Consider the following 26,900-nt stretch of genomic DNA (forward strand, 5'->3'; position numbering starts at 1 on the left):
AAATCGACGGTTTGCTGGGCAACCTGGCCAGCCGCACTGCCGAAGTGGCCGAACAGATGCATGCCAGCCTGGAAGTTTCGCAGCAGTCGGTGAGCCGTATCGGCCTGGCCCGCGACAGCTTCGGGCAGATCCGTGAGTCGGTGGACGTGATCCGCGACATGAACACGCAGATCGCCACGGCGGCCGAAGAACAGCACCAGGTGGCCGAGGACATCAACCGCCACATCAGCCAGATTCACGGCGATGCGCAACTGGTGGCCGAACTGGCCCAGGCGGCGCGTCAGGACTCCGAGAGCCTGGCCGGGCTGTCCAATGAACTGGACACGCTGGTGCGCAGGTTCCGCACCTGATGCATTGCCTGTGCCGGCCTCTTCGCAGCTAATGCCGCGAAGAGACCGGCACCGGCAACCGAGCACTAAAGTTTCAGCTCCCCCGGGGTCGCCCCAAACAACTGCTTGAACGCCGCAATGTAGGCCGATGTGGAGTCATACCCACACCCCAGCGCCGCCTCGGTCACATTCTCCCCCGCCTCCAGTAGCGCCAGCGAAGACAGCAACCGCATGCGCTGCCGCCAATTGCGAAAGCTCAACCCGGTCTCCCGCTGGAACAGCCGCATCAGCGTCTTCTCCGAACACCCCAGCTCGCGCGCCCATTGCTGCAAGGTCTGCGGCTGGTCCGGCGCGGCGATCAAGCCATTGCACAGCGCCAGCAAGCCAGGGTGGCGTGGCAAGGGCAGTGAAAAACCGACTTCCGGCAACGTGCGCAACTGGTCGAGCAGCACCGCCACCAAGCGCGCCTCGGCACTGTCACCCTCCGGGTAATCCGCCGGCAACAGGCAAAACTGCTTGATCAGTTCGCGTGCCAGTGGTGTCACCTCAAGCACCCGGCATTGCTCAGGCGCCCATGGGCAGGCATCGCGGCGCACATACAGGCTGCGCATCTCGGCTTGCATCGAAGTGACCACTTCATGCTCGGCATCGGCAGGGATCCACACCCCCCACTGTGGCGGGGCAAAGTAGCTGCCGTCACGCGTGTACACGCCGAGTACGCCGCTGATCGCGTAGGAAAACTGCACCCAGTCGTGCTGGTGGCGGGTGGTCCAGGAACCGGCACCAAGGCTTTCGGCACGGGCGTAGAGGGGCCTGGGCAGGTGGTCCAGCGCCGGAATAGCGCGGGGATGTCCGATAATCGGCATGGCGGTTTCTTGTAGTTCTGACCAGACAAGCCTAACAGCTGGCATCGTCTCGATGTTCAACCTGTGTCATCGCTCGACGATTACCGTCACCCCCTGCCCACCTGCCGCACAGATCGAAATCAGCCCACGCCCCTTCCCCGCCGTCGCCAGCAGCTTGGCCAGGTTGGCCAATATCCGCCCCCCGGTCGCCGCAAATGGATGCCCGGCCGCCAGCGAACTGCCCTTGACGTTGAGCTTGCTGCGGTCGATCGCCCCAAGCGGCGCCTCCAGCCCCAACCGCTCGCAGCAAAAATCGACATCCTCCCAGGCCTTCAGCGTGCACAGCACCTGGGCAGCAAAGGCTTCGTGGATTTCGTAGTAATCGAAGTCCTGCAGTGCCAGGCCATTGCGCGCCAGCAAGCGTGGCACCGCGTACACCGGCGCCATCAATAACCCTTCGCGGCCCGTGACGAAATCTACCGCTGCGGTTTCCCCATCGACCAAATAGGCGAGCACCGGCAACCCCTGCTGCTGCGCCCACGCCTCGCTGCCTAACAGCACCAGCGAAGCACCATCGGTCAACGGCGTGGAGTTACCCGCCGTCAGGGTGCCTTGCCCACTGCGGTCAAAGGCAGGTTTAAGCCTGGCCAACTGCTCAAGGCCAAGGTCCGGGCGCAGGTTGTTGTCCCGAGTCAGCGAGAGAAACGGCGTTAGCAGGTCGTCCTGCCAACCCTCGGCATAGGCCGCAGCCAGCTTCTGATGACTGAGCAGCGCCAGCTCGTCCTGCTCGGCGCGACCAATGCGCCAGGCTTGGGCCATGCGCTCGCAATGCTCGCCCATCGACAACCCCGTGCGCGGTTCGCCATTGCGCGGTAACTCGGGCTTCAGGTGATGAGGCCGCAGTTTCAAGAAGGGCTTGAGCCGCTCGCCCAGGCTCTTGCCACGGTTGGCCTGCAGCAGGATATGGCGCAGGCCTTCGTTGACGGCAATCGGTGCATCGGAGGTGGTATCCACACCGCCGGCAATACCGCAGTCGATCTGCCCCAGGGCAATCTTGTTGGCCACCAGCAGCGCCGCCTCCAGCCCGGTGCCGCAGGCTTGCTGGATGTCATAGGCTGGTGTCTGCGGGGACAGGCGCGCCCCCAGCACACATTCGCGGGTCAGGTTCATGTCGCGTGAGTGCTTCAGCACTGCGCCAGCCACCACCTCACCCAGGCGCTGCCCATGCAGGCGATAGCGCTCGACCAACCCTTCGAGCGCGACGGTGAGCATCGCCTGGTTGCTGGCCGTGGCGTAGGCGCCATTGGCGCGGGCGAAGGGGATTCGGTTGCCGCCCAGGATCGCGACCCGGCGAGATGAATGCATGCGCTAGCTCCTCCTGAAACAATTTGATCCGTACAGCCTAGGTGTTTTTACCGTATTCGAACGACCCTGCCACAAAGTTGGTCCACACTTTCAAGCTTGCCTTTCAGGAGACCACCCATGAGCGATCGCTACCTCGGTTTTGCCAACTCCAATCTCGGCCGTCGCCTCGTGGATGCCCTTGGCCTGCCACGCCCGGCGCCGCTGGAGCGCTGGCAAGCTGGCCGCCTGCGCCCGGTGGAAGGCGCCCTGGTATTGGGTGGCGGGCCTCTGGCGAGCCAGGTCGAAGCCATCGCCCCGTGCCTGACCGACGAGGTCTACAGCTTCAATGCCGACAACCTGCAGGCTGAAGCCTGGGTGGCCGGCCTGGGGCCGAAAATCAAGGCTGTGGTGTTCGATGCCAGTCATTTGTCCGACAGCGATGCACTGAAGCAGTTGCGCGAATTTTTCCAGCCGCTGTTGCGCAGCCTGGCACCGTGTGCCCATGTACTGGTGCTTGGCCGTGCACCAGAAGGCCTCGACAACCCGTTGGCCAGCGTTGCTCAACGCGCCCTCGAAGGCTTCAGCCGCTCGCTGGCCAAGGAGCTGCGCAACGGCGCGACCGCCCAATTGTTGTATGTCGCCCCCGATGCCGAGAACCAGCTGGAAGGCGCCCTGCGCTTCTTTCTCTCGCCCAAGAGTGCCTTCATCTCGGGCCAGGTATTGCGCATGGGGGCTTGTGCCAGTCAGGTCGAGGACTGGACCCGCCCATTGGGGGGCCGCCGCGCTCTGATCACCGGCGCCGCACGCGGTATCGGCGCTGCCATAGCTGAAACCCTGGCCCGCGATGGCGCCGAGGTGCTACTGCTCGATGTGCCCCAAGCCAGCCAAGACCTCGACGCCCTCGCGGCACGCCTAGGCGGCAAGGCACTGCCACTGGATATCTGCGCCAGCGACGCAGCAGCGCAACTGCTTGCGGCCCTGCCCGACGGCATCGACATCGTAGTGCACAACGCAGGTATCACCCGCGACAAGACGCTGGCCAACATGACGCCGGAATACTGGGACGCAGTGCTGGCCGTCAACCTCAAGGCCCCGCAGTTGCTGACCCAGGCGCTGTATGACAACGGCGCGCTGGGGGAAAACGCACGCATCACCCTGCTGGCATCGGTCAGCGGTATTGCCGGGAACCGTGGGCAGGCCAACTATGCCGCCAGCAAGGCAGGGCTGATTGGCCTGGCCCAGGCCTGGGCGCCGCGGCTCGCCGAGCGCGGTGGCAGCATCAACGCAGTGGCCCCCGGCTTTATCGAAACCCATATGACTGCAGCCATGCCCATGGGCCTGCGCGAGGCCGGGCGACGCTTGAGTTCACTGGGCCAGGGCGGGCGCCCGCAAGATGTCGCCGAAGCCATTGCCTGGCTCAGCCAGCCGGGCTCAGGGGCTGTCAACGGCCAGGTGCTGCGCGTTTGCGGCCAGGCATTGATGGGGGCTTGAGCATGAGCCGACAGTGGCACGACCTGCACAGCCCAACGGCCCGCGCCAGCCTTTATCTGCGTGCAGCCAGCAAGCGCACAATCAGCGGCGAGCAGTTGCCGGAGGATGGCCTGCGCTGTTTCATCCGGGTTCAGCCGGGCAATCTGAACGCCTATCGGAGGCTGTGCCACTTTCCCGATGATGGCCGCCTGCCGGCGGCTTATCCCCATGTCATGGCGTTTACCCTGCAATTGCAGTTGATGACCGCAAATGACTTCCCCTTCCCGCTACTCGGCCTGGTGCACCTGCACAACCGCATTGAGGTACTGCGCCCGCTTGGCGCTATCGAAGGGCTGCGCTTTGCGGTGTATGCGCACAACCTGCAGCCCCATGCCAAAGGTGGCACCTTCGACCTGGTCACCGAGGCTGAAGACGGCATCGGTCTGCTGTGGCGTGAAACCAGCCGTATGCTGGTGCGTGGGTTGAAGCTGGAAGGCGAAGTGGATGAGCCCGCTGACGCCGAACCTGGTTCTTTGCCCGAGGCCACCCGCTGGTACGCCGACAGTGATATCGGCCGGCGTTATGCCAAGGTTTGCGGGGATTACAACCCTATTCACCTCAGTGCACTCAGTGCGCGGTTGTTCGGCTTTCCCACGTCCATTGCCCATGGCATGTGGACCAAGGCCATGGCCTTGGCCGCATTACGCGGGCACCTGCCGCACAGTGGCTATGCCTTCGAGGTGGGTTTTCGCAAGCCGGTAAGGTTGCCTTCGGAGGTGGTGCTCAGTGCCAGTGAGGCGGGCCCTTCGGGGACGTTGCGGCTGGATGGCCATGGAGGGGTGCTGCATATGGTCGGGCGCTGGGCTCTGCTGTAGGCGCCGCTTGCTTTGCATCGGGCCTGGGCAGAAGCTATGCAGCATTAGGAGACCCCCGATGAACCTGCAAGAACTCACCCAACGCCTGCATCAGATCCGCGACAACAACGACTGGCGCGGCTTCCACAGCCCAAAGAACCTGGCCATGGCCGCCAGCGTCGAAATGGCCGAACTGGTGGAAATTTTCCAGTGGCTGAGCGAGGACGAATCGCGCCAGTTGCCTGCCGACAAACTGGCCCACGCCGGCCAGGAAGTCGGCGATGTGGTGCTCTACCTGTTGCTGCTCTGCAGCGAACTGGGCCTGGACATGGATCAGGTGGTGCGGGCCAAGCTGGCCGATAGCGAGAGGCGCTTCGCCCTATGAACGACCGTCACTTCGATGAGCTGGCCACGCGCTTTGCCGAGAAGATCTACGGCGGCGCCAAAGGTGCGATCCGCCTGGCCGTGCTGCAGGCTGACCTGGCCGAGGCGCTGCCCGACCGCCCGCTACGTATCCTCGACATTGGCGCCGGGTTGGGCCACATGGCCTTGTGGCTGGCCGAGCGCGGCCATCAGCTGACCTTGGCCGAGCCCGCAGCCCCCATGCTCGACGGCGCCCGTGCGCGCTTTGCCGAAGCGGGCCAACCGGCCACCTTCATTCATGCGCCCTGGCAAGAACTGCTTGGCCAACTGACCGAGCCCTACGACCTGGTGCTCTGCCACGCCGTGCTCGAATGGCTGGCCGAACCCGAGAGCATCCTGCCTGTGCTGCACCAGCTCACCGCCCCCGACGGCTGGTTATCGCTGGCCTTCTACAACCGCGATGCACTGGTCTATCGCAACCTGCTCAAGGGCCATTTCCGCAAGTTGCGCAGCAACCGTCTGGAAGGTGAAAAGCAGAGCCTGACCCCACAGAAACCGCTTGATCCACGCGAACTCAAGGCGCAACTTGAACCTATGTGGCAGGTTGAAAGCGAAAGCGGCGTGCGGGTGTTCCACGACTACATGCCCAAGGAGTTCCAGGGTAAGGCCGAGCTGCTCGACCTGCTGGAAATGGAGCTGGCCTACCGCCGCCACCCCGGTTTCGCTGGCCTTGGCCGTTACCTGCACTGGGTCTGCCGCCCTCGCTAACCCGCCCCGCCGGGAGGAATACATGCCGTACCGTCTGTTGTGCCTGGCCCTGCTGCCCATTGCCCTGGCTGGCTGCCAGGGCAGCAACCCGTATGTGGCCAGCAGCCGCCCGTTACCACCGGCCCCTGCACAGGCCGCTACCACCTTCGACGCCAGTGCCTACCCGGCGCCCGCCCGTGATTACGGGCACTACCGCAGCTGGAGCTGGCGCAACGGCCAGTTACCCAGCGGCTCGGCCAATGCTGACCCGGCGCAGTTGGCCGATGCCGTCAGCGGCGCACTCGATCAGCATGGCCTGCGCCCCGCCCGAGGGGCCTCCGGCGACTTGTTGGTCAGCGCCGACATGCGCCTGGAAAAACGCTTGCGCCAGGTGCGTGACTACGACACCTACGACCCCTACTACGGGCCGTACCCCTACGGTGGTGTCGGCTATGGTGGCTACCGCCATGGTTACGGGGGCTATGCCAGTGTGCCCATCGTGCGCACCTACGAGGTCGAAGTCATGGTGGTGCGTATCGACCTGTACGACGCCCGCAGCGGCCAGCCGGTATGGAGCGCCAGCGCCGAAAGCGGCAGCGACAAGGACTCGCCGCGCGAACGCGAAAGTGCCTTGCGCGATTCTGTGCACAAGGCGCTCAGCGGCTATCCTCCCAGTTAATCGCTAACGGAGAACCATCATGTTGCGCCGTCTCGTTCTACTGTCATTCGCGTTATTGCTCGCCGCCTGCTCCAGCAATAACGTCCAGCAGGATTTCGATGCCAGCCGCGATTTCGCCGCCTACCGCAGCTGGGCTTGGCAGGAGCCGGGGCTGCAGTACCGCCCGGACGACCCACGGATCAAGAGCGACCTCACCGAACAGCGCATTCGCCAAGCGGTCGCCGATCAGCTCGACCAGCGCGGCCTGCGCCCGGTGCAAGGCGGCGCTCGGCCTGATCTGAGCGTACGTACTTACCTGATCGTCGAGCAGCGCCAGCAGCAGATCACCACCAACTATGGCGGTGGCTGGGGTGGCTACTGGGGCGGCTACTGGGGGGGGCCGATGTACAACGAAACCCGCAGCGTCGACTACAAGGTCGCCACGATTCAGGTCGACATGTTCGATGGGCGTGACGGCAAGCTGGTGTGGCGCGGCAGTGCCGAGCAGATCATGAACAACTACCCGCCAAGTCCTGAAGAACGCAATACCGCCATTCACGACACCGTGGCCAAGGTGTTGGCCAACTATCCGCCAGGCAGCAAGAAATAGCGGCTTGATGCAGGTCTTTGCAGGAGCGGCCTTGCGCCCAGGTCGCGCCTGCAAAAGACCGCGCAGGCCTGTGTCAGCTACGACAAAATCCATTCCAGCCACGCCTTTTTACCCATCCCGCCCCACTCCCCCGCACGTTCCCGTCTATCTTCACTTAAGGAAACCTGACTGACCGGGTAGAAGTGTTCAACATTTGGGAAGGGCGACCTGCCAATGCAAAGCATTGTTCTCCTGCTGTGGCTTGCCTTGTGCTCCGAACAGGATGTGCGTCAACGCCAGATCTCCAACCTGCTGACCCTGGGCGTGGCTACCTGCGCCCTGATCTGGCTGTTCGCCACCGGCCACAGCTGGATCGGCGCCGACGCCAGCGATGCCGGCTGGGCGCTTGCCATCGTCATGCTGCTGACCCTGCCAGGCTATATGCTCGGCCGCTTCGGCGCCGACGACGTCAAGCTGATGGGCGCCCTGGCCCTGGCCACCAGCCCGCAATATGTGCTCGGCACCTTTATCGGCGCCGGCGTCAGTGTGCTGGTATGGCTGCTTACCCGCCGGCGCCTGTGGACCTTGCTCAACCCCAAGGTAAAGAAGCGTTTGCAGGCCCTGACCGAGGAAATGGGCGACAAACAGGCGTTCGTCCCCTATGTGCTGGCAGGGTTTCTTCTGACGGCCGTATGGATCCAATAAGGCTTCCAGTGGTCCGAAGACTTGTACACGCCTTGTACATATTCGCTTAGAGCGACTACTTTTAAGCTGCCAGAGCGTCTGGCACGGGAGCAGGGCGGTATACGAACAGGGAGTTGATCGTGTCCAGACCAGTGAGTGAAGTGAAGGTGTTGGTGGTTGATGACCAACCGGTCATTGTCGAACAACTGTGTGAATTCCTCGAAACCAAGGGCTATGTCTGCATACCAGCCCACTCAACTGACGAAGCTATCGAGCGATATGTGGCAGACCCGGCCATCGGTCTGCTCATCTGTGACCTGCACATGCCGGAGCGAGATGGCATTGAGCTGGTACGCGCCTTGAAGGGGCTCGACGGCAGCCCGCGCATGTTCGAAGCCATCATGTTGACTGGGCGTGCCGAGAAACAGGACGTGATCCGCGCGCTACGCGAAGGCTTTGCCGACTACTACCAGAAGCCGATGGACCTTGACGAGCTGCTGGCGGGCGTACGCCGGCAGGAAGAAGCCTTGCTGGAGCGCCAGCGAAACTTCCGTGATCTGGGTGGGTTGAACCAGCGCCTGCAAGAGCTGGCCGACTCAGTGGACGAACTGTATCAGGACCTGGAAAAAGCCCGTGGCCAAGGCACCCACCGGCGTGCCAGTGACGTGGAGGAAAGCGAAAGCGAACTGCCAGCGGCGTTCGAGAAGCTGTCGCCACGCCAATTGGAAGTGGCGCGCCTGGTCAGCAAAGGCAAGACCAATTACCAGATCGCCTGTGAGCTGGGCATTACCGAGAATACCGTGAAGCTTTACGTGTCACAGGTGTTGCGCCTGACCCACATGCACAACCGCACCCAGCTGGCACTGGCGCTTACCCCTAGCTCATCGCCGGTGCATCAGCGGTTTACCACCCATTGAGGGGGCAGCGTGTAAATTACCGGGGCTGCTTCGCGGCCCCTACAGTTGAACGTCAACGCTCAAGGTCAGCCGAGGCCCACGGTCCAGGCTATCGAGCGCCACATCCGCCAACGGCTTGGCCACTTCCAGCGCCACATTGAACACGCGCCCATCTCCTAACCGCACACCAAACGCCAGCGACGCCAGGTGGGCATCCTCCACCGGCCCTCGGTTATGCCAGGCCTGCGCCGTGTCCACTGCCGCATATGGCTGAACCAGCGCCAGCCCGCTCCCCTGCATGCTGTAGCTCAGCTCGTAAGCCACACCCCAGCCCTTGTCCCCGTCCGCCTGGTCACGCGGGTATCCACGGCCAAAACTCTGCCCGCCAAAACCCGCGCGCTCGCTGTCGGGCAACTTGTCATCACTCCAGTACAAGGCCCCGGACACCACGCCCTGCCAGTTATCCAGCAGTGCGTCGCTCTGCAAGCCGGAAAGCCGCAGCCGCAGAAAGTCCAGGTCGTAGTCGGCATCGCTTCGAGCCCCAAGGTAATCCAGGCCCTGATAGACCCCAGCACTGACGATACGCATACGCCTCTGCTCCATCTCGCGCCAATCGCCCTCGAACGACAGCGCACGCACGTAGGTGTCGTAGTCCCGAGACGATGGCTGCTCATCCGTGTGGTCTTCATCGCGCTCACGAACTGCGTACAAGTGCCCCTGAACCACCAGCCACTCATCCGGCCTGACGATCACCGGCTGACGAAGCCCTATCGCATAGCGCTCGCTGTCGTGCTCGCGGGTGATATCGCGACCATGTTCAAGGCGTATGCGCGTGCCGGGCTCGCTGCGGTAGCGCGAAGCCGACAGCAGCAGTTGACTGCCGGCGGCGTCCAGGTACTGGCTGTAGTCCAGACGCTGGTAATGGACCTGGTCGTCCCCTGGAGGCAGCAGCCAACTGGCCGTGAGTTGTTCACCATGGCGGGTCTGGGCATTGCTGGTTGCTGTGAACAACGCCTGTGCAGTGTCGCGGCTGGAGTCGGTCACCGTCACAGCGGCGCCGAATGGCTTGCGCCGCGCATGCAGGGTCAGCCGGGCGGCGCCATCAGCGGCCTGCGCCATTGTCAGCTCGGCCTCTACCGACACACCAGGCATGCGCGCGGCCAGGCCCAGAAAACGCTCCAGCGTTTCCCGCGTCAGCGGCCGCTCAGCCTCAAGGCGCGCCAGCAACTGTTGCAAATACTCGCTGGCCGGGCCGATATCGCCGTCCACGCGGTAATCACGGAGGTAACCTTCGACCAGCACCACGCTGACCCTACCCTCTGCCACATCCTGCGGTGGCAGATAGGCATACGACAACAAGTAGCCCTGCTGCCGATAACGCTGGGTCAGCCGCTCGGTATATTGCTGCAATTCACCCAACGTGGTCTGTCGCCCTATCAGCGCTTGGTAGTGCTCACGCAGGTCGCTCAGGGGGAACACCGTGCCGCCCTCGAAGCGTACTTTTTGCAGTATCAGCGGGGTATTGGCCGAAGCCCAGTCAGGCTTGTGGATAGCCGCCTCGGCCAGCCGTATGTTGGGGCTGACGAGGCGGTAGGCCGCAATCGGCAGGTTGGCGCTGGGCAAGCGCCGCTCGTATTCATGGCTGTCGAGAAAACCCGGCAACGGCTCGCCCTGGGCCGCAAGCGCCCAGGGCAGCAACAGCAGGGGCACGGCCAGAGGACGCATAGGGCGCTCCATGTTCCCTTGGGTTGTGGGGCACCCGCCGCTCACCCCCCTCACCTGCAAGCGTAGGTGCTGGCCCGGCTGCCGTCGAACACCTACTCGCTGACCTGGAACGCCACCCGCGCCGTCTCGCCACTTTCGTCCAGCGCGCTGAGTTCGGCCTGCCCGACCTGGGGCAAGCGCAGCAGCAAGCTGTCCTGCCCTTGGGTTTCACCCAGCGGCTGGCCGTTGAGGAACCACCAGCGCCGTCCACCACCACCCAACGCCGATACATGCAATTGCAGCGGCTCACTGCTGGTGGCTGGGCGACGCAGATTATCGCCGGGGCGCACGCCCACGATCGACAGCGGTGGCGCGCTGGCCGGTAGTTGCGGCGGGCAGGCCGGGTCGAGGGCGGGCAGACGCGCCGCGCGCCGTTCGAGGCGGGGCAGCCAGGGCTCCAACGGCGCCGGCCACAAGGCGATTTCACGGGGCTTGGCGCCCGGGCAACTGCCATCGACACGCAGGCCCTGGTCGTTGACCCACACGTTTTCGCGCAAACCCAGGCCCAGCGGTTGGTCAGCGGCCTGCAAGGTTGGCGGCGTAGTGCCATCCAGGGTCCAGGCGAAGCGCTGGCGTCGGCAGTTGGGGTCCTGCTTGCTCATCGGCTGGCCCAGCGGCCAGCAGATCGCCGCCACACCGACGTTTGCCGGTACACGCGCCACTGGCACGCTGATGCCACGCTGACTGTCACGGTTGCTCAGCAGGTCATGCACCTGCAGCATCAGCGGCGCCGCCGAAGCCAAGCCAAATTGCCCGGGAACCGGCGTGCCATCGGGGCGACCGATCCACACGCCGATCAGGTAGCGCGGCCCGACGCCGATCGACCAGGCATCGCGAAAGCCATAGCTGGTGCCGGTTTTCCAGGCCAGTTGCGGGCGCTGCACCAGTTCGGCATGCGGGTCGCGGTCGGGGCGAGCCTGGCCACTGAGGATGCGTCGGATGATCCACGCCGCGCCTGGCGACAACAGGCGTCGCTCTACCAGCGGGTCCTGCGGCTGCAAACGCACCTTCGCACTGTTACCGTCCCGTGCCAGCGCCGCGTAGCCACCCACCAAATCTTCCAGCCGGCTGCCGGCGCCCCCCAGTATCAACGACAGGTTGGGCTCGGCCAGCGGCGGCAATATCAGCGGCACGCCCGCCATGCGCAGCTGCGCGGCAAAGCGTTTCGGGCCATAGGCCTCCAGCAATTGCACGGCCGGCAGGTTGAGCGACAGGGCCAGCGCCGAGCTGGCCGACACCGGGCCGCTGAAGCCCATGGAGAAGTTGCCGGGGCGATAATCGCCATAACGTCGTGGCACATCCTGCAGCAGCGATTCGGAATGGATCAGGCCATCGTCCAGCGCCATGCCGTAGAGAAACGGCTTGAGGGTGGAACCGGGCGAACGCAGCGAGCGCACCATATCGACATGGCCAAAACGGCGCTCGTCCGCCAAATCTATCGAGCCCAGGTAAGCGCGCACCGCCATGGTCTGCGCATCGACCACCAGGACGGCGGCCGAGGTGCGCTCCGGTAGCCGGGCGCGCCAACCCAGCAGCAGGTCTTCGAGGCGCCGCTGAAGTGCGGCATCGAGCGTGGTGCGAATCAGTGGCGGGCTGTCGGCGCTGTTCAGGCGCCGGGCCAGCAAGGGTGCCAGGGCCGGCTCCTGGCGTGGCGCCAACACCAACGGTTCCTCGGCCGCCTCGCGGATTTGCCGCTCAGGCCACACTTGGTATTCGGCCAGGCGCTGCAACACCTTGTCGCGCGCGCGCTGAGCACGCTCGTGGTGGCGGTCTGGGCGCAGCCGGCTGGGTGCCTGGGGCAGCACCGCCAGCAGCGCCGCTTCAGCGGGTGTCAGGTGCAAGGGCGACTTGCCCAGGTACGCCCAGCTGGCAGCGGCCACGCCCTGCAAGGTGCCGCCGAACGGCGCGCGGTCCAGGTAGATCTGCAGAATTTCGCGCTTGGACAAGTGCCATTCCAGCTGCGCCGTACGCCACAACTGGCGCAGTTTGCCAGCCAGGGTGCGGTCGTGCGGGTCGAGCAGGCGCGCCACCTGCATCGACAACGTACTGCCGCCCGACACCACGCGCCCACCGCGCAGGTTCAACCAGGCAGCGCGGGCCAAGGCCAGTGGATTGATCCCAGGGTGGCTGTAGAACCAGCGGTCCTCGTAAGTCAGCAAGGCCTGCAGGTACAGCGGCGACACCTGTTCGGGGCTGACCGGGTAGCGCCACACGCCATCAGCATCGGCAAAGCGCCACAACGGCGTCCCGTCCTCGGCCAGCACCACCCGGGCCAGGTCGTCGCCCGGCATGGGCAGCGGCCAGATACGATCAGCCAGCCACAACAGGCCGCACAGCACCAGCACGCCGATCAGCGTGGCACGCAACATCCTGCCCGCATGGCGATGTGGCCGCGCTAAGCTTGGCATCGGGAACCGACCTGGCCAGGTAATGGCCAAAGGCTTGGGGACGGCAACCTCGCCGATTCGTTCATCAGGAAGCAACTATGCATGTAGAAGGTTTTTTCGAGTGGTTGGGCCAGGCACTGGGGTCGTTGATCCGCTTCATCGTCGACGCATTGAGCGGGCTGTTCAACCTGCTGGCCAATGCCGGTGGCAATTTCATCGACGGCCTGGCGCGCACCTTGGGCATGGACACCTCGCTACTCAGCATCCTGGCCCTGATCATCGGCCTTATGCTGCTGTACTCGGCAATCCGTGCGTTCATGCGCGCCTCGATCATCCTCGGGATCATCTGGCTGGTGCTGGGGTTGTGGGTGATGAGTTGGGTGATTCACTAGAAACTGCGCCATTCCTGTAGGAGCGGCCTTGCGTCGCGATCGGGCGCGCAGCGGCCGCAAAACCTGGCGACGCGGTACCACAGTTGCTCCGCGCGCTCAGGTTTTGGGGCCGCTTTGCGGCCCGATCGCGACACAAGGCCGCTCCTACAACAGACCGCGTAGCCTCAGCGGGCTTTTACGGTCATCTCCCCTTGCCCATCGCCCACAGCCTGCAGGTTCGGCCGGTACATCGACTCAACCTGCGGCGGCGGTACGCGGTAGGTGCCCGGGGTCACTGCCCGCGCCAGGTACAGCAGGTGGGTGGTGCCGTAGCTGTCGAGCTTGAGCGCGGCAACATAACGGTCATCACGGTACTCCTGGTGCACTACGCTGGCGTTCTGCATAGACTCGCGCCACTCCTTCACCGCGCTGCTGGCGTTGTCCAGGCTGGCGGCGCTTTGCGCCAGGTTCTGGTTTTCCAGCTCCAGGCCTGCTGGCAGCAAATCCACCACCAGCGCATCCGGTACACGGTCTTCAGCCTTGAGCGCCAGGTGCACCAGCACCAAGTCACCACTGCGCAGGTTGTGCAGGTCCAGCGGCTGGCCATTCATGCCCAAGTACTCTCGGCGAATCTGCAGGCCATTGCCGCCAGCAGCAGGCGCCTGGCGTGGGTAGCCCGACAAGGTCAACTGCTGGTACAGCGTCTCGCTGCCTTCGTTCTGCACACTCAGCGGCGATGCCAGTAGCGGGCCTTCCAGCTTCATGCCGGCCTCGGCATTGTTGAACTCGCGCACCTCGCCAGCACTGTCCAGGCGTGCCTGCCACTTGCCTTCCGGCTTGCCCAGCAGGCTACGGCCGGCAAGGAACAGTGCATTGCGCTCCTGGGTAGACAGCCAGCGGTTGGCCGCCAGCTCATCCGACAAGGCGAACAGGCGCTGATCGACCTGGCTGCTGGCCAGGTTGCTTTCCTGCAGCAGTGCCAGGATCAGCGCCTGGTCACGCAGGGCGCTGCCGTAATCGGCCATCCAGCCTTTGCCACGGCTGATGCCCAGGCCCGCCTGCAAGGCTTGCTCGGCACGCGGTTTGTCACCCATCTTGTCCAGTGCCACCGCCAATTGCACCAGCGGTAGGCCAGAACGGGCATCGGCGCGGCGCTCGAACAGGCCTCGCAGGGCACCCAATGGCGCCTGCTGGCTGCGCGACAGCACCAGCGCCGCGTAGGCTTGCACGGCAAAGCGAGTGTGGTCGGCATTTTCGCTGTAGTCGACTTCGATCAGGTTGCGTTCCTGCAGGTAGCGCAGCAGGCGCTCGCTGGCCTTCTTCAGCGCTTCGGCCGGCACGCCGTAACCTTGGTCACGGGCACGCAGCAGGAAGTCGGTGACGTAGGCGGTGAGCCAGTACTCTTCTTCGCTGTCCGAACTCCACAGGCCAAAGCTGCCGTTGTAGCGCTGCATGCCCAGCAGGTGCTCGATGCCCATTTCGATCTTGCGCTTGCGCACCTGCGCCGGCTCGCCCTTGATGCCCAGGCGTTTGAGGCTATCGGCATCAGCGTACAACGACGGGTACAGGCCGCTGGTGGTCTGTTCCAGGCAACCGTAGGGGTAGGCTTCCAACGCGCGAATCTGCTCGGCCAGGTTCAGCGGCGGCCGGCTCGACAAGGCCAGGCTGGCTTCCAGGCCGGCAGGCTCGAAAGCTGCCAGGTCCGCTTCAGGCAAGGTCCATGGCTGGTCTTTCAACGCCACGCGGTAGTGCTTGAGCATCGCCGGATAAGCTGGGCGCACGCCCAATGTCCACTCACGCTCGAACGCGGTGGCGGGCTCGTTTGGCAACTGCAGGCCAGTGACCCGCACATGCACTTTACCCTGCCCCAGGCCCCCTTGGGCCTGTACCGGGATCATCAGCGTCGAGCGCTGGCCTTCGGTCAGGTTAACGCTCTGCACGGCGTTGGCCGCCAGGCTCAGTTGCCCATCGGTGGTGATTTCAACGTTCAACTGTTGAGCACGGCCCGACAGGTTGGCCAGGTCCAGTGCCAGGCTGGTGCGGTCGCCACCGGCCAGGAAGCGCGGCGCCGACAGCTCGCCAATCAACGGTGCAGCGACCACGGTTTTGCCTTCTGCCATGCCGAAGTGTTCTTCGGTCCAGGCCTGGGCCATCAGCCGCAGTTCGCCGTTGAAGTCGGGGATATCGACCGTGGCCTGGCCCTCACCCTTGTCGTCCAGGGTCACCGGCAGGCTCTGCTGGGCGACGATGGTGACCGTGGTGTTAGGGCGCTTGCCACCCTTGGCCATTGCCGCGTCACCGCCAAACGCCAGGCTCGCCAAGCGGCCCTGGCCGGCTTCGATCAACTGGCCGTAGATGTCCAGTTGGTCGGCACCATAGGCCTTGCGCCCGAACAGGCTGGCAAACGGATCCGGGGTTTTGAAATCAGTGATGTTGAGGATGCCCACGTCCACCGCAGACAACAGCACATGCACCTGCTTGGGCACGCTGCCATCGGCATTGGCGGCTTTCACCTTTACGGTCAGCGGCTGTTTCGGGCGCATTTTTTCGGGTGCCTGCAGGCTCACCGCCAGCTTGCGTTCGGCGCGGTCCAACGGCAGGTGCAGCACACCCACGGCGCGTTTTGGTGTGGCGTTGGCCTTGCGCTCTCCAGGGCGAATCACCAGCGCGCTGATGTAAAGGTCGTGGCGCGCCCAGGCGTTGTCCAGTTGCACATCAAAGGTCTTGCCCTCGGCGGGCACGTCGATCTCCTGCCACCACAGCGGGCCATCGCTGGACTCGATCATCAGGTAGCCGCTGCCAGCAGCAGGTGGCGTGACGGTGACCTTGGCAGTAGCGCCATCGGCGTAGGACGGTTTATCCAGCGCCAGCTTGACCTGGTCCGGGCGCACCGCGCCGCCTTCGGCGTTGTCCTGGGCGCGATAACCGGCCCAGAAGCGCTCGCTGGACACCAGGCCGGTCTGCGGGTCTTCGACCTCCACGCGGTACGGGCCCCATTCAACCTGGAAGCTCAGTTTGGCCGTGGAGCCGGCCTTGACGCTAACGGTCTCCTCACGCTGGGTGAGGAACTTCTCGTTGTAGGCGTAGCTCCAGCCATCGCTCTGCGAGTAGTTCCAGTAGTAATCGCGACGCTCGCGAATCAGACGTACCTTGAGGTCGTTGGCCGCCAGCTTGTTGCCGTCGCGGTCGGCCACCAGGAATTCGAACTCCACCGGCCCGTCGCTATCGGTTTCCTCACCCTCGAACAGGCCACGCAGGCCCGGCAGGCGCTCGGCAGGCCAGATCGGTTGCTCCAGACGACGGGTGATCGGCCGGCCACCGGACTCCTGCAGGCTGGCCTGCACGGTCAGTTGCAGCGGTGAGCGGGCTTCGGCCCAACGGCTTTCGATATCGACCACGGCCTTGCCAGCCTGATCGAGCGTGACTTCGTCCAGCTCCAGGTCCTGGTTCAGCTCGGTTTCGGTGACCGAGCCGAACTGGTAGCCCGGCAGCGCAGGCACCGCTTCGCGAAGGGGACGCACATAGGCCTGGCCACTCAGGCGATTACCGGCAGCCGGGGCGCCATAGAGGTAACGGCCATTGACCTGGATGCGCGCATCCTCCTCCGGCGACAGCGGCGTGCTGCTGCCCTTCAGCTCCAGCGCCAGGCGTTCAGGCAGGAAGTCCTCGACGAGAAATTCATACACCTGCTTGCGCCCGCCGCCCAGGTCGAGCAGCAGTTGCCAACGGCCAGTCGGGGCCTCGGTGGCGAGCTGCAACTGGTATTGGTACAAGCCATTGCTGTCGGCCTCCCAGACGAACTTGCGGCTCACCTGCTCATCCGGGCGACGCACTTCCACACTCACCGGCTGGGCCTTGACCGGCTTGCCGTCCTGGTCGCGCAGAAGGCCGTTGAGCAGCACCGTTTCGCCTGGGCGATACAGGTCACGCGGGCCGAAGATGAAGAACTGCAACGGGTTGGCTTGCGGGCCGGTAATGTCGAACTCGGCCAGGTCCAGGGCGGCGGTGTTCAGGCGCAGCAGGGTGGTGTGCACACCTTGGGTAGCAATCAGGGTATCGGCCTTGGACGTGATCGGCAGTTGGGCGTGGCCCTTGCCATCGGTGCTGGCCTGGGCCAGCAACTTGCCCTTCTCGTCATGGATTTCGAGATTGACGCCGCTCATCGCCTTGCCGCCTTCCAGCGCCTGCGCGAACACGTCCAGGCGGTCGCGGTATCGGTGCGCCGACACGCCGATGTCGCTGAGGGTGAACAGGGTCGCCGGCTGCGAGTAGTCGTAAGTGCCCGAAGCACGCATCACTGCCAGGTACACGCCCGGGTCCTGCAGCGGCTTGATGCCGGCGATGGGCAGCAGCACGGTTTCGCGGGTGTTGCGGGCGGGGTTGAGGTCGAAGCGGCCGCTGTAGACCAGCTCGGCCATGTCCAGGGTTTCCTTGGACTGGTAGTAGTACAGGCTGCTGTTGCGCCCCCAGCTGGCCAGGAAAGACGAGAGCATTTCCGGCTTCACCCGGAAAAACTCGACATCGACCTTGTCGACGTTCAGGGCAATCACCGGCAGCCCCTCGGCCAGGCGCGTGGGCAGCAGCGAGCCGCGGCTGGCAAAGCCGATGGTCGGCTGCATGTCGCGGGTTTCCAGCTGGGTGATCGATTCACTGTCCAGTTGCTTGCCGTTGACCGCCAGCAGGCCCTTGTCGACGGTCAGCACCAGCTTGCGCTGCGGTTCCAGGTGACGCAGGCGCAGTTCCATCTGGTTGTCGGAGAGCTCCCAGGCGCCGTCGAGCTTGCCTTTGACGGTGTCGACCAGGTGCACCTTGGTGGCGAAGTCCTGCTTGGCATCCAGCGGCGCGGAGAAGCTGATCGACAGCGTCGCAGCGCCATCGAGCTGCACTTCGGATACATCCAGCACCGTGAGTTCGCGGCCCTCGTAGCGCTTGGCGAGCACGGCCGGGTCTTCGCGTTTGGGGGCGGGGGCTTCGGCGGGCGCGGTGGCCGCCGGTTTCTCGACCGGCGCCGGTTTGTCCGGCGCGGATGAGTCACAGGCACTGAGCAACGCCAGCGCGCAGGCCAGCAACAATCCTTTGTTGAACATGGAGTAGGAACTCTTGGGCAGCGTGTACGTGAGGGCAGCAACTATAGCGCAACGTCAGGTGCGGCACCCGGCGTTGCGCGCCCAGTAAGACCACGGTCGCGCGAAATGGTTGCCTGGTGGTTACACTGTGGCCTTCGTTAAAGGGGCGTACAGCGGCCCCAAGCCCCTTGGTAAGCAAATGTCCCAACTCTCCGCCGACTGGCGCCACCGCCCTACCCACCACAAGGTCTGGGCGCTGGCCGCACCGATGATCTTGTCCAACATCTCCGTACCGCTGGTGGCGCTGGTCGACAGCACCGTCATCGGCCACCTCCCCCACGCCCACCAGCTAGGCGCCGTGGCCGTGGGCGCCACTTTGTTCACCTTCATGGTTGGCCTGATGGGCTTCCTGCGCATGGGCTCCACTGGCTTCGCCGCACAGGCCGCTGGCCGTGGCGACGGCGCCGCGTTGCGCCAGGTGCTGGTACAAGGGCTGCTTTTGGCGGTCGGTTTCGCCCTGATGATCGGCCTGCTGGCTCTGCCGTTCAGCCAGCTGGCACTGCATGCGATGCAACCCAGTGCAGCCCTGCAGCAATCCACCGAAGACTTCTTCCATACCCGCCTGCTTGGCCTGCCTGCGGCGCTTGCCAGCTATGCGCTGGTTGGCTGGTTTCTGGGCACCCAGAACGCCCGGGCGCCACTGGCCATCCTGCTGACCACCAACCTGCTGAACATCGTCCTGAACCTGTGGTTCGTGCTGGGCCTGGATTGGGGCGTACTGGGGTCGGCACGGGCTTCGGTCATTGCCGAATGGAGCGCCGCGCTGCTCGGCCTGGCCCTGACCCGCCCGGCACTGCGTGCCTACCCGGGGCAGATCGCCTGGGCAGCGCTCAAACGCTGGCAGGCCTGGCGCCCGCTGCTGGCGGTCAACCGCGATATTTTCCTGCGCAGCCTGGCGCTGCAACTGGTGTTCCTGCTGATTACTGTGCAGGGGGCGCGCCTGGGTGAGGCCACGGTGGCGGCCAACGCCCTGCTGCTCAATGGCCTGCTGCTGACGGCCTACGCCCTCGACGGGCTGGCGCATGCGGTCGAGGCCCTGTGCGGCCATGCCATTGGTGCCCGCGACCGCGACACCTTGCGCCGTTCGTTGGTGGTGGCCTGTGGCTGGTCGCTGATCACCAGTTTGGGGTTTGCCGGGTTGTTCCTGTTGGGCGGGCACTTGTTCATCGACCTGCAGACCGACATCGAAAGCGTGCGCAATGCGGCCTATCCGTATTTGCCCTACCTGGCGGTACTGCCGTTGATTGCAGTGTGGAGTTACTTGCTGGATGGGTTGTTCATCGGTGCGACGCGGGCGCGGGAGATGCGCAATGCGATGGTGGTGTCGGTACTGATTGCACTGCCGGTGGCGGTGGCCATGAGCGGGTTCGGCAACCATGGGCTATGGTTGGCGTTTCTCGGGTTCATGGGGTTGCGGGCGGTGACGCTGGGGTGGGTGGGGTGGCGGTTGCAGCAGAAAGGTGAGTGGGTTCGGTAATGCCGGGATCGCGGAACGGCTCGGTATCGCGATCCCTGTAGGAGCGGCCTTGTGTCGCGAAATGAGGGCGAAGCCCTCACCTGCCGGCTCACAGCCACACACAATTCCAATGTGGGTACTCGCCCGCTCGTCGAACCAGACCCGCCCGAATCGGGTTGGCGATGATGTAGCGGGCAGCAGCCCTTACATCCTCATCCTTGCGCAATGCCCGGTCATAAAAGCCAGGCTGCCAGATGTGCTTTCGCTCGGCACCTATACGGTAAAGCGCACAACTGCTGCGTGACTTGAAAGCACACATGAGTTTGTCCAGGCTGGTAGGCCCAAGCTCGATCAACCAATGCAGATGGTCTGGCATCAGAACCCAAGCCAACGTACGGCAACTACCTTCATGATCACTCAGGCGCAATTGATTAATGGCCGCTCGTGCAAACCAGAGGTTCTGGAAGAGCGGGCGCCGTTGGCGGGTAACGGTAGTTAGCAGATAAAGCCTGCCTGACTCTGAAAAGCGCCCTTGGCGCAAGCGATGATTGCCGTGACGGTCCATGTCGAATTCCTTTGAACATTGCATTCGCAGGATAGGTGTCGCAATAAGGGATGGCGTAGGCGGATCATTACCGGGTATGACGCCGTGAGGGCTGCGCCCTCAGTTCGCGACGCAAGGCCGCTCCTACAGGGAAATCGCGTATGGTAATTACTGCGCGATCGCCTGTAGGAACGGCCTTGTGTCGCGATGGGCCGCAAAGCGGCCCCGGCGGTTACGACGACAAGTACGAAGACCGGGTCAACCCAAGACGCAAGGCATCCAGGAACTGGGTCCGCTCCCGCGCGGTGATCTTAGCGCTGGCCACCTTGTCGCGGTAATGCGTCATCAACTCCTCCGGCGACAGGTGCACGTAGCGCAGCATGTCCTCGATGGTGTCGTGGGTCTCGATACCGGCGTGGTACACGCTGCCGTCGGCATTCTGGTAGATGTTCACCGAGTCGGTGTCACCGAACAGGTTGTGCATATCGCCCAGGATTTCCTGGTAGGCACCGACCAGGAACACGCCCAGCAGGTAGTCCTCGCCCTCCTTCAGCGCATGCACCGGCATGCTGGTCTCGATGCTCTGCTCATCAACGTACTGGTTGATCTTGCCGTCGGAGTCGCAGGTCAGGTCCTGCAATACCGCACGTCGCATCGGCTCTTCGTCCAGGCGGTGCAGCGGGATGATCGGCAGTACCTGGCCGATGGCCCAGGTGTCCGGCAGGCTCTGGAACACCGAGAAGTTGCAGATGTACTTGTCGGCCAGCTTGTCGTTCAGCTCGTCCAGCACCTGACGGTGCGAGCGCTGGCGGGCCTTGAGCGAGTTGTGCAGGCGGCGGCAGACGGCAAAATAGCACTGTTCGGCCAGTGCCTTCTCGCCCAGGCTGATCTTGCCATCGGCATACTGCGCGGCCACGTCACCCATATAGTGGGTGGCGCGCCAGTAAGTCTCGGTGACCATCTCGATATCGGTCGGGCCAAGCAGGTCGACCAGCCACTGCACGGTCTCGGGCAGGGCTTCCTTGTTCTCGATGGTGGGCACGTCGTCGTTGTGTTTCTCGACGTCGGTCACCTGGATCACCAGCATGGCGTGGTGCGCTGTCAACGAGCGGCCACTCTCGGAGAAGATGTGCGGGTGCGGCAGGCCCTGCGCGTCGCAGAACTCCTTGAGCATGCCCACCACCACGCCGGCGTAGTCGTCCATGTCGTAGTTGATCGAGCTGGCATTGCGCGAGTGGGTGCCGTCGTAGTCCACGCCCAGGCCACCGCCAACGTCGATGTGGTCGACCGGCAGGCCCAGCGCACGCAGTTCGCCGTAGTAACGGATGGCTTCCTTGAAACCGTGCTGATAGTCAGCCAGGTTGGCGATCTGCGACCCCATGTGGAAGTGCAGCAGGCGAATGCCCTGGTCCAGGCCTGCATCGCGGAAGCGCTGTACTACAGAGAGCAGCTGGGCGGCAGACAAACCGAACTTGGACTTTTCGCCACCGGTATCGGCCCACTTGCTCGAAGCCAGCGACGACAGGCGCACGCGCAGGCCGACCTGCGGTTTCACCTTCAGCTCGGCGGCCTCTTCGATCACCAGCGCCACTTCCGACTCTTTCTCGATGACGATGAACACGTTGTGGCCGAGCTTCTGGCCCATCAACGCCAGGCGAATGAACTCACGGTCCTTGTAGCCGTTGCAGACGATGGTGCCGCCCTTCGGCGCCAGCGCCAGTACGGCCAGCAGCTCGGGTTTGGAGCCGGCTTCCAGGCCAATGGAAACGTTTTGCGTGGCGATGATGTTTTCCACCACCGCTTCCTGCTGGTTGACCTTGATCGGGTACAGCGCGGTGTACTGGCTCTGGTACTCCAGGCGCGCGATGTTGGCATCGAACGCACCAGTCAGCTGGCGTACGCGGTCCTGCAGAATGTCGGGGAAGCGCACCAGCAAGGGCAGCGACAGGCCGCTCTGGCGCAGTTCGTCAACCTGTTCGTACAGGTCGATCGGCGCGCTGTTGGGGCCGTTGGGGCGCACTTCGACGCGCCCGGCTTCATTGATGGCGAAATAACCAGCGCCCCAATGGCGGATGCCATAAACACTGCGGCTGTCGGCCACGGTCCATTGGCTACCATCGTCTTTGCGTGTGCGTCGTACGGACATTCAAGTCCCCTATAGATAAGTCGAAGACACTGCCCCGCAGGCAGCGGAGCGAGTGTAAAAGCTGAAAATGACGATTCATCCGTGTTCAGGCATAGACCCTGGCCACGGGAACGAGTTTAGAAAGCGCTGGGCAAAAAATCGCGCGATGGCCTCAGCCGCCGGACTTTTTCGCCTTGAAACCCTGTTTGGTCAGCTCGCCGATCAACAGCTCGACATGGTCGCCCTGGATCTCGATAACCCCGTCCTTCAGAGCGCCGCCGGTACCGCAGCGGCGCTTGAGCGTGGTCGCCAGCTCTTTGAGCTGGTCGGGCGGCAGCGGCACGCCGGTGACGGTGGTCACGGTCTTGCCGCCACGGCCTTTGCTCTCACGGCGCACACGGGCAATGCCGTCGCCTTCGGGGATAATTTGCTGCTTGCAGATGCAGGCATCCACTGGCTGGCCACAGTCAGGGCAGTGCCGACCAGCGTCGGTGGAATACACGAGACCGCCAAGGGCGGAAAAGGAAGAAGCTTTCTTGGCCACTTTTGTTCCTCTGTGCTGAGGACAAAAACTGGTCGTGCCTTGGGGTTGAGGCCGACCGCGAAGCCCCACTCTGGCAGGGGCGGCGCTACTGCCGCAAGACTTGCGACAGCCCGAAAAGGGCGCGCAGTGTAACGATAAATGCAGCCGTTGCTAAGTACAGGATTGCGGCATTTTGCGAATGTTTTGCGACCCTTCGCGTATTGGGGCTGCTTTGCAGCCCGATCGCGACACAAGGCCGCTCCTACAGGAGACCGCGCAAGGCCGGGGGACGCGACCTCTTGTAGGAGCGGCCTTGTGTCGCGATCGGGCCGCAAAGCGGCCCCTGCTTTATTTCAAGCTAAGCTTGTAGCGCTGCAACGCCGCCAACGAGTCCGGGCAATATGGCTTGCTGAGGCTTTCCTGCTCAGCCTGCTCCAGGCCAATGAACCGCGCCTCGATCACCTCTTCCGGCTGCAGTCGCAATGGCGCATCGGACACCGCCGAATACACCGCACACCACAGACGGTTGTCCGGCTGGTCAAAGTAGAACCGCTCGTGGAAACGCAGCTGCGCACCTTCAATCCCCAGCTCTTCGGCCAGCTCACGTGCGGCCGACTCGGCATACGCCTCCCCGGCCGCGACCATGCCGCCTGCCGCCACATCCCAATACCCTGGGTACAGCGCCTTGCTCAGGGTGCGACGATGCACACACAGCTCACCGGCACTGTTGAACAGCAGGATGAACGTGCAACGCCCGATCAACCCGCGCTCACGCAACTCGGCACGGGGCAACGCGCCCAGCACCTGGTCGGCTTCGTCCACCCAGGTGACCAGTTCGCGGTCGGAAGCCGCACGGTGGGCGGCCTCGGTTGGGCTGATAGCCATCATCAACCCTGCGACAGCAACTGACGCAGGTCGATAACCGCGGCGTTGGCCCGGGAAATGTAGTTGGCCATGACCAGCGAGTGGTTGGCCCACATGCCGAAGCCACTGCCGTTCAGCACCATTGGGCTCCACAGCGGCTCTTGCGAGGCTTCCAGCTCGCGGATGATCTGGCGCACGCTGACCGTGGCGTTCTTCTTGGCCAGCACATCGGCAAAGTCCACCTCGATAGCACGCAGCAGGTGCGACAGTGCCCACGCCTGGCCACGGGCTTCATAGAACACGTTGTCAATCTGCAGCCACGGGGTTTCCACCAACTCCTCGTCCACCTGCGGCGCCTGGCCGGCGACGACTGACTCGGTCTTCAGCGTGCTGTTGAGCTTGACCCGGCCAACGCTGGCCGACAGCCGCTGCGACAGCGAGCCCAGGCGAGTGGCCACGTCACCCAGCCAGTTGTTCAGGTTGTCGGCACGGGTGTAGAAGATCGCGCCCTTGTCGCCAGCAGCCAGGCGAGTCTGGTAGCGGGACAGCGACTTGATGCCCTCTTCGAACTCCGACTCGCTCGATGGCAAGATCCAGCTCTTGTTGTCGAAGTTGAATCGCGGCTCGGCCTTGGCCAGGTCGGCGTCTTCGGTGGACTGCGACTGCGACCGGGCGAAGTCCTTGCGCAGCGCGCGCGACAGGTCGCGTACCTGGACCAGCACGCCATATTCCCAACTCGGCATGTTGTCCATCCACAGCCCTGGCGGGAAGCGGTCGTTGGAAATGTAGCCGCCCGGCTTGTTCAGCAAGGTGCCGGCAACGGTCTTGAGGGTTTCGAGGGTGGTGTAGCCCACCACCATTTGCTGGCCATTGCGCTCGGCAGCGGCCTGGGCATTCTGCTGCACCGGGAACAGCGCGGGCTCCTGGCTCCAGTACCAGCCAAGGCCGATACACACCAGCAGGTACAACCCGATCAGGGTCCCCAGGGCGCGGCTCCACAGGCCGCCAAGGTAGCTACGGGCGGCAGCGCCGCGGCCATCGACACGCTCACGGGGCTCGGCTTTGGCCTCGCGGTTTTTCCAGTCCAGCATGGCTTTGTCCTTAATCAGTCACGACGGTTCAGGGGCTTGGACCACAGGCCTGCGCCAGGGTGCCACGGCAAGCCCGCGTGGCAGCACTATAAAGCAGACACCACCGTACGCATAAGCGACCATTCAGTCAGTAACTGAATATTCGTTCTGGCCGCTTTGTTGATGCAGGGCAGTCACGCGCTTGAAAAGAGCTGCTAGCATAGAGCCATCATTGCCCCTGCACATCCCAACCTATAAGTAGCCAGGACATGAGCAAAGCAGTCGAGCCGAGCCCGCAATGCCCCGTGCAACAGCTGACGCGTAACGGCCTGCGCAAGGACGACCCGCTCGACCCACTGCTGCTGCCGCCCCCACGCAAACCGGTGTACATCCTGCTGCAGGATCATGAGCGTGCCCAGCGCTTGGCCCAGCAACTGGAGTTCTTCGGCCTGGTGGTGCAAGCACTGCCCAATGCTACGGCGTTTCTCGCCTCGATCTGCGAGTACCCGCCTTCGGCCATCATCATGGATGTCGACTTCACCGGTACGGGCCAAGGCCTGCAGCTGGCCGCCCAGGTGCAGCAAGGGTTGGCGCGACATATTCCGCTGCTGTTCTTCAGCCACCACGAAGCCGACACCCCAACCCGCCTTGCCGCCGTACGCGCCGGTGGCCAGGACTTTCTCACCGGCAGCCTGGAGGCTTCCAGCCTGCTGGAAAAGGTCGAACTGCTGACCAATGCCACCCCGCACGACCCGCTGCGCGTGCTGATCATCGACGACTCGCGCACCCAGGCCCTGTACACCGAGCGGGTGCTGGCCGGCGCCGGCATGGTCACCCGCAGCCTGACCGACCCGATCCGTACCATGGCCGAGCTTGCCGACTTCCAGCCCGACCTGATCATCCTCGACCTGTACATGCCAGCCTGCACCGGCCCGGAACTGGCCAAGGTGATTCGCCACAGTGACCGTTATGTGAGCGTGCCGATCATCTACCTGTCAGCCGAGGACGACCTGGACAAGCAGCTGGATGCCATGAGCGAAGGCGGTGATGACTTTTTGACCAAACCCTTTCGCTCACGTCACCTGATCACCACCGTGCGCAACCGCGCCGCCCGCGCCCGGCACTTGAAGGCGCGCATGGTGCGCGACAGCCTGACCGGGCTGTACAACCACACCCACATCCTGCAACTGCTGGAAGACTGCAGCTTCCGCGCCCGCCGCGAACAGCAGCCGTTGAGCTTTGCCATGCTCGATATCGACCACTTCAAAAAGATCAACGACCGCCACGGCCACCCCATGGGCGATCGGGTGATCAAGAGCCTGGCGTTGTTCCTCAAGCAGCGCTTGCGCAAGACCGACTTCATTGGCCGCTATGGTGGCGAAGAGTTCGCCATCGTCATGCCCAATACCGCGCTGGACGCGGCACACAGGGTACTGGACGAAATTCGCCGGCGCTTTGCCGAGATTCTCTACCCGGCGCAGCCACGGGATTTGCAGTGCACCTTCAGTGCCGGAGTCGTACAGCTGGACGAGGGGCTGGATGCACTGACCATGGCCAGTGCGGCGGACGAAGCGCTGTACCGGGCCAAGCACGCGGGGCGCAATTGCGTAGTGCGTGTAGAGCCCTAAGTCACTTAAAACCGTACCGGCACTGTGCCACTTTTTTCTGGCGCCAAGCCCTTGCCGTCATCACCACGTCACAAAATCGCAATAACTTCAGCCGCCACTCCCCCTCACCAGGAAGCTCGCGGCTATGCGCCTGAAGTGGCTGACCAATTTCAACACCCTGTTGCTGGTGACCGTGTGCCTCGCCTTGGGCGCAACCCTGTGGTGGTCGCAGCGGGCCCTGGAGCGCCCCTACCAGATGATGGAGCGCTACCTGGGCCTGTCCC

At 63.9% G+C, this 26,900-nt stretch carries 21 protein-coding genes and 2 pseudogenes; 12 read left to right on the forward strand and 11 right to left on the reverse strand.

Annotation, left to right across the window (positions count from 1 at the left end; translation table 11 throughout):
• Window positions 1–350: pseudogene (locus APH42_RS30500) on the forward strand (chemotaxis protein); the annotation flags it as partial.
• On the opposite strand, the pseudogene APH42_RS30840 reads toward APH42_RS30500, so the two are convergent.
• The 3 genes and pseudogenes from APH42_RS30840 to APH42_RS16510 all read right to left on the reverse strand — a co-directional run.
• A pseudogene (locus APH42_RS30840) lies at window positions 331–378 on the reverse strand (hypothetical protein); the annotation flags it as partial. The pseudogenes APH42_RS30500 and APH42_RS30840 sit on opposite strands and share 20 nt — an antisense overlap.
• Before the next feature lie 37 nt (window positions 379–415).
• On the reverse strand, window positions 416–1,195 hold the full coding sequence (locus APH42_RS16505) for a helix-turn-helix transcriptional regulator (RefSeq protein ID WP_060493796.1): 780 nt from the start codon (window positions 1,193–1,195) through the stop codon (window positions 416–418).
• A gap of 66 nt (window positions 1,196–1,261) precedes the next feature.
• The gene (locus tag APH42_RS16510) at window positions 1,262–2,539 is read right to left on the reverse strand and encodes an acetyl-CoA C-acetyltransferase (protein ID WP_060493797.1); all 1,278 of its coding nucleotides are present in this window, start codon (window positions 2,537–2,539) and stop codon (window positions 1,262–1,264) included.
• Window positions 2,540–2,656: 117 nt separating this feature from the next.
• On the opposite strand from APH42_RS16510, the gene APH42_RS16515 reads away from it, so the two are divergent.
• The 8 genes from APH42_RS16515 (at window position 2,657) to APH42_RS16550 (ending at window position 8,800) form a co-directional block, all read left to right on the forward strand.
• Window positions 2,657–4,009: a 3-oxoacyl-ACP reductase gene (locus tag APH42_RS16515; protein ID WP_012270347.1), complete on the forward strand. Its 1,353-nt coding sequence runs from the start codon at window positions 2,657–2,659 to the stop codon at window positions 4,007–4,009.
• Window positions 4,010–4,011: 2 nt separating this feature from the next.
• A complete protein-coding gene (locus APH42_RS16520) occupies window positions 4,012–4,863 on the forward strand; it encodes a MaoC/PaaZ C-terminal domain-containing protein (protein ID WP_060493798.1) in 852 nt (283 codons plus the stop codon).
• Window positions 4,864–4,921: 58 nt separating this feature from the next.
• Window positions 4,922–5,227, forward strand: coding sequence for a MazG-like family protein (locus APH42_RS16525; RefSeq protein WP_012270345.1), 306 nt, complete (start codon window positions 4,922–4,924; stop codon window positions 5,225–5,227).
• Window positions 5,224–5,973 carry a methyltransferase domain-containing protein gene (locus tag APH42_RS16530; protein ID WP_012270344.1) on the forward strand — a complete coding sequence of 250 codons (750 nt, stop codon included), beginning with the start codon at window positions 5,224–5,226 and terminating at the stop codon, window positions 5,971–5,973. The genes APH42_RS16525 and APH42_RS16530 overlap by 4 nt, the downstream gene beginning before the upstream one ends.
• A 22-nt stretch (window positions 5,974–5,995) precedes the next feature.
• Entirely contained in the window at window positions 5,996–6,631 is a 636-nt protein-coding gene (locus APH42_RS16535; RefSeq protein WP_012270343.1) for a DUF4136 domain-containing protein, read from the forward strand.
• Window positions 6,632–6,650: 19 nt separating this feature from the next.
• Window positions 6,651–7,220, forward strand: a complete 570-nt coding sequence (locus APH42_RS16540) for a DUF4136 domain-containing protein (RefSeq protein ID WP_012270342.1) — start codon at window positions 6,651–6,653, stop codon at window positions 7,218–7,220.
• A gap of 213 nt (window positions 7,221–7,433) precedes the next feature.
• Window positions 7,434–7,904, forward strand: coding sequence for a prepilin peptidase (locus APH42_RS16545; RefSeq protein WP_012270341.1), 471 nt, complete (start codon window positions 7,434–7,436; stop codon window positions 7,902–7,904).
• A gap of 119 nt (window positions 7,905–8,023) precedes the next feature.
• The gene (locus tag APH42_RS16550; protein ID WP_012270340.1) at window positions 8,024–8,800 is read left to right on the forward strand and encodes a response regulator transcription factor; all 777 of its coding nucleotides are present in this window, start codon (window positions 8,024–8,026) and stop codon (window positions 8,798–8,800) included.
• Between the two features lie 39 nt (window positions 8,801–8,839).
• Here the strand turns inward: APH42_RS16550 and APH42_RS16555 are convergent, their stop codons facing one another.
• Entirely contained in the window at window positions 8,840–10,504 is a 1,665-nt protein-coding gene (locus APH42_RS16555; protein WP_060493799.1) for a ShlB/FhaC/HecB family hemolysin secretion/activation protein, read from the reverse strand.
• A gap of 92 nt (window positions 10,505–10,596) precedes the next feature.
• Entirely contained in the window at window positions 10,597–12,951 is a 2,355-nt protein-coding gene (pbpC, locus tag APH42_RS16560; protein ID WP_060493800.1) for a peptidoglycan glycosyltransferase PbpC, read from the reverse strand.
• Between the two features lie 77 nt (window positions 12,952–13,028).
• On the opposite strand from pbpC, the gene APH42_RS16565 reads away from it, so the two are divergent.
• On the forward strand, window positions 13,029–13,322 hold the full coding sequence (locus APH42_RS16565) for a hypothetical protein (RefSeq protein ID WP_012270337.1): 294 nt from the start codon (window positions 13,029–13,031) through the stop codon (window positions 13,320–13,322).
• A 164-nt stretch (window positions 13,323–13,486) separates the two neighbouring features.
• Here APH42_RS16565 and APH42_RS16570 read toward each other — a convergent pair whose 3' ends face one another.
• On the reverse strand, window positions 13,487–18,388 hold the full coding sequence (locus APH42_RS16570; protein ID WP_060493801.1) for an alpha-2-macroglobulin: 4,902 nt from the start codon (window positions 18,386–18,388) through the stop codon (window positions 13,487–13,489).
• 178 nt (window positions 18,389–18,566) lie between these two features.
• On the opposite strand from APH42_RS16570, the gene APH42_RS16575 reads away from it, so the two are divergent.
• Complete coding sequence (locus tag APH42_RS16575) at window positions 18,567–19,904, forward strand: MATE family efflux transporter (RefSeq protein ID WP_060493802.1); 1,338 nt, start codon at window positions 18,567–18,569, stop codon at window positions 19,902–19,904.
• An 88-nt stretch (window positions 19,905–19,992) separates the two neighbouring features.
• On the opposite strand, the gene APH42_RS16580 is transcribed toward APH42_RS16575, so the two are convergent.
• From APH42_RS16580 to APH42_RS16600, 5 genes are all read right to left on the reverse strand, one after another.
• Window positions 19,993–20,448, reverse strand: a complete 456-nt coding sequence (locus tag APH42_RS16580) for a transposase (RefSeq protein WP_060493803.1) — start codon at window positions 20,446–20,448, stop codon at window positions 19,993–19,995.
• Window positions 20,449–20,659: 211 nt separating this feature from the next.
• Entirely contained in the window at window positions 20,660–22,573 is a 1,914-nt protein-coding gene (speA, locus tag APH42_RS16585; protein ID WP_012270333.1) for an arginine decarboxylase, read from the reverse strand.
• Between the two features lie 151 nt (window positions 22,574–22,724).
• Complete coding sequence (locus tag APH42_RS16590; protein ID WP_012270332.1) at window positions 22,725–23,096, reverse strand: translation initiation factor Sui1; 372 nt, start codon at window positions 23,094–23,096, stop codon at window positions 22,725–22,727.
• Between the two features lie 327 nt (window positions 23,097–23,423).
• Window positions 23,424–23,960, reverse strand: coding sequence for an NUDIX hydrolase (locus APH42_RS16595; RefSeq protein ID WP_012270331.1), 537 nt, complete (start codon window positions 23,958–23,960; stop codon window positions 23,424–23,426).
• Between the two features lie 2 nt (window positions 23,961–23,962).
• Complete coding sequence (locus APH42_RS16600) at window positions 23,963–25,030, reverse strand: DUF2333 family protein (protein WP_012270330.1); 1,068 nt, start codon at window positions 25,028–25,030, stop codon at window positions 23,963–23,965.
• A gap of 248 nt (window positions 25,031–25,278) precedes the next feature.
• Between APH42_RS16600 and APH42_RS16605 the strand changes: the two genes are divergently transcribed.
• The gene (locus APH42_RS16605) at window positions 25,279–26,637 is read left to right on the forward strand and encodes a diguanylate cyclase (RefSeq protein ID WP_012270329.1); all 1,359 of its coding nucleotides are present in this window, start codon (window positions 25,279–25,281) and stop codon (window positions 26,635–26,637) included.
• Window positions 26,638–26,900: the final 263 nt, after the last annotated feature.

It is taken from the genome of Pseudomonas sp. NBRC 111140 (assembly GCF_001320885.1).
GTDB classification, from domain to species: Bacteria; Pseudomonadota; Gammaproteobacteria; order Pseudomonadales; family Pseudomonadaceae; genus Aquipseudomonas; species Aquipseudomonas putida_P.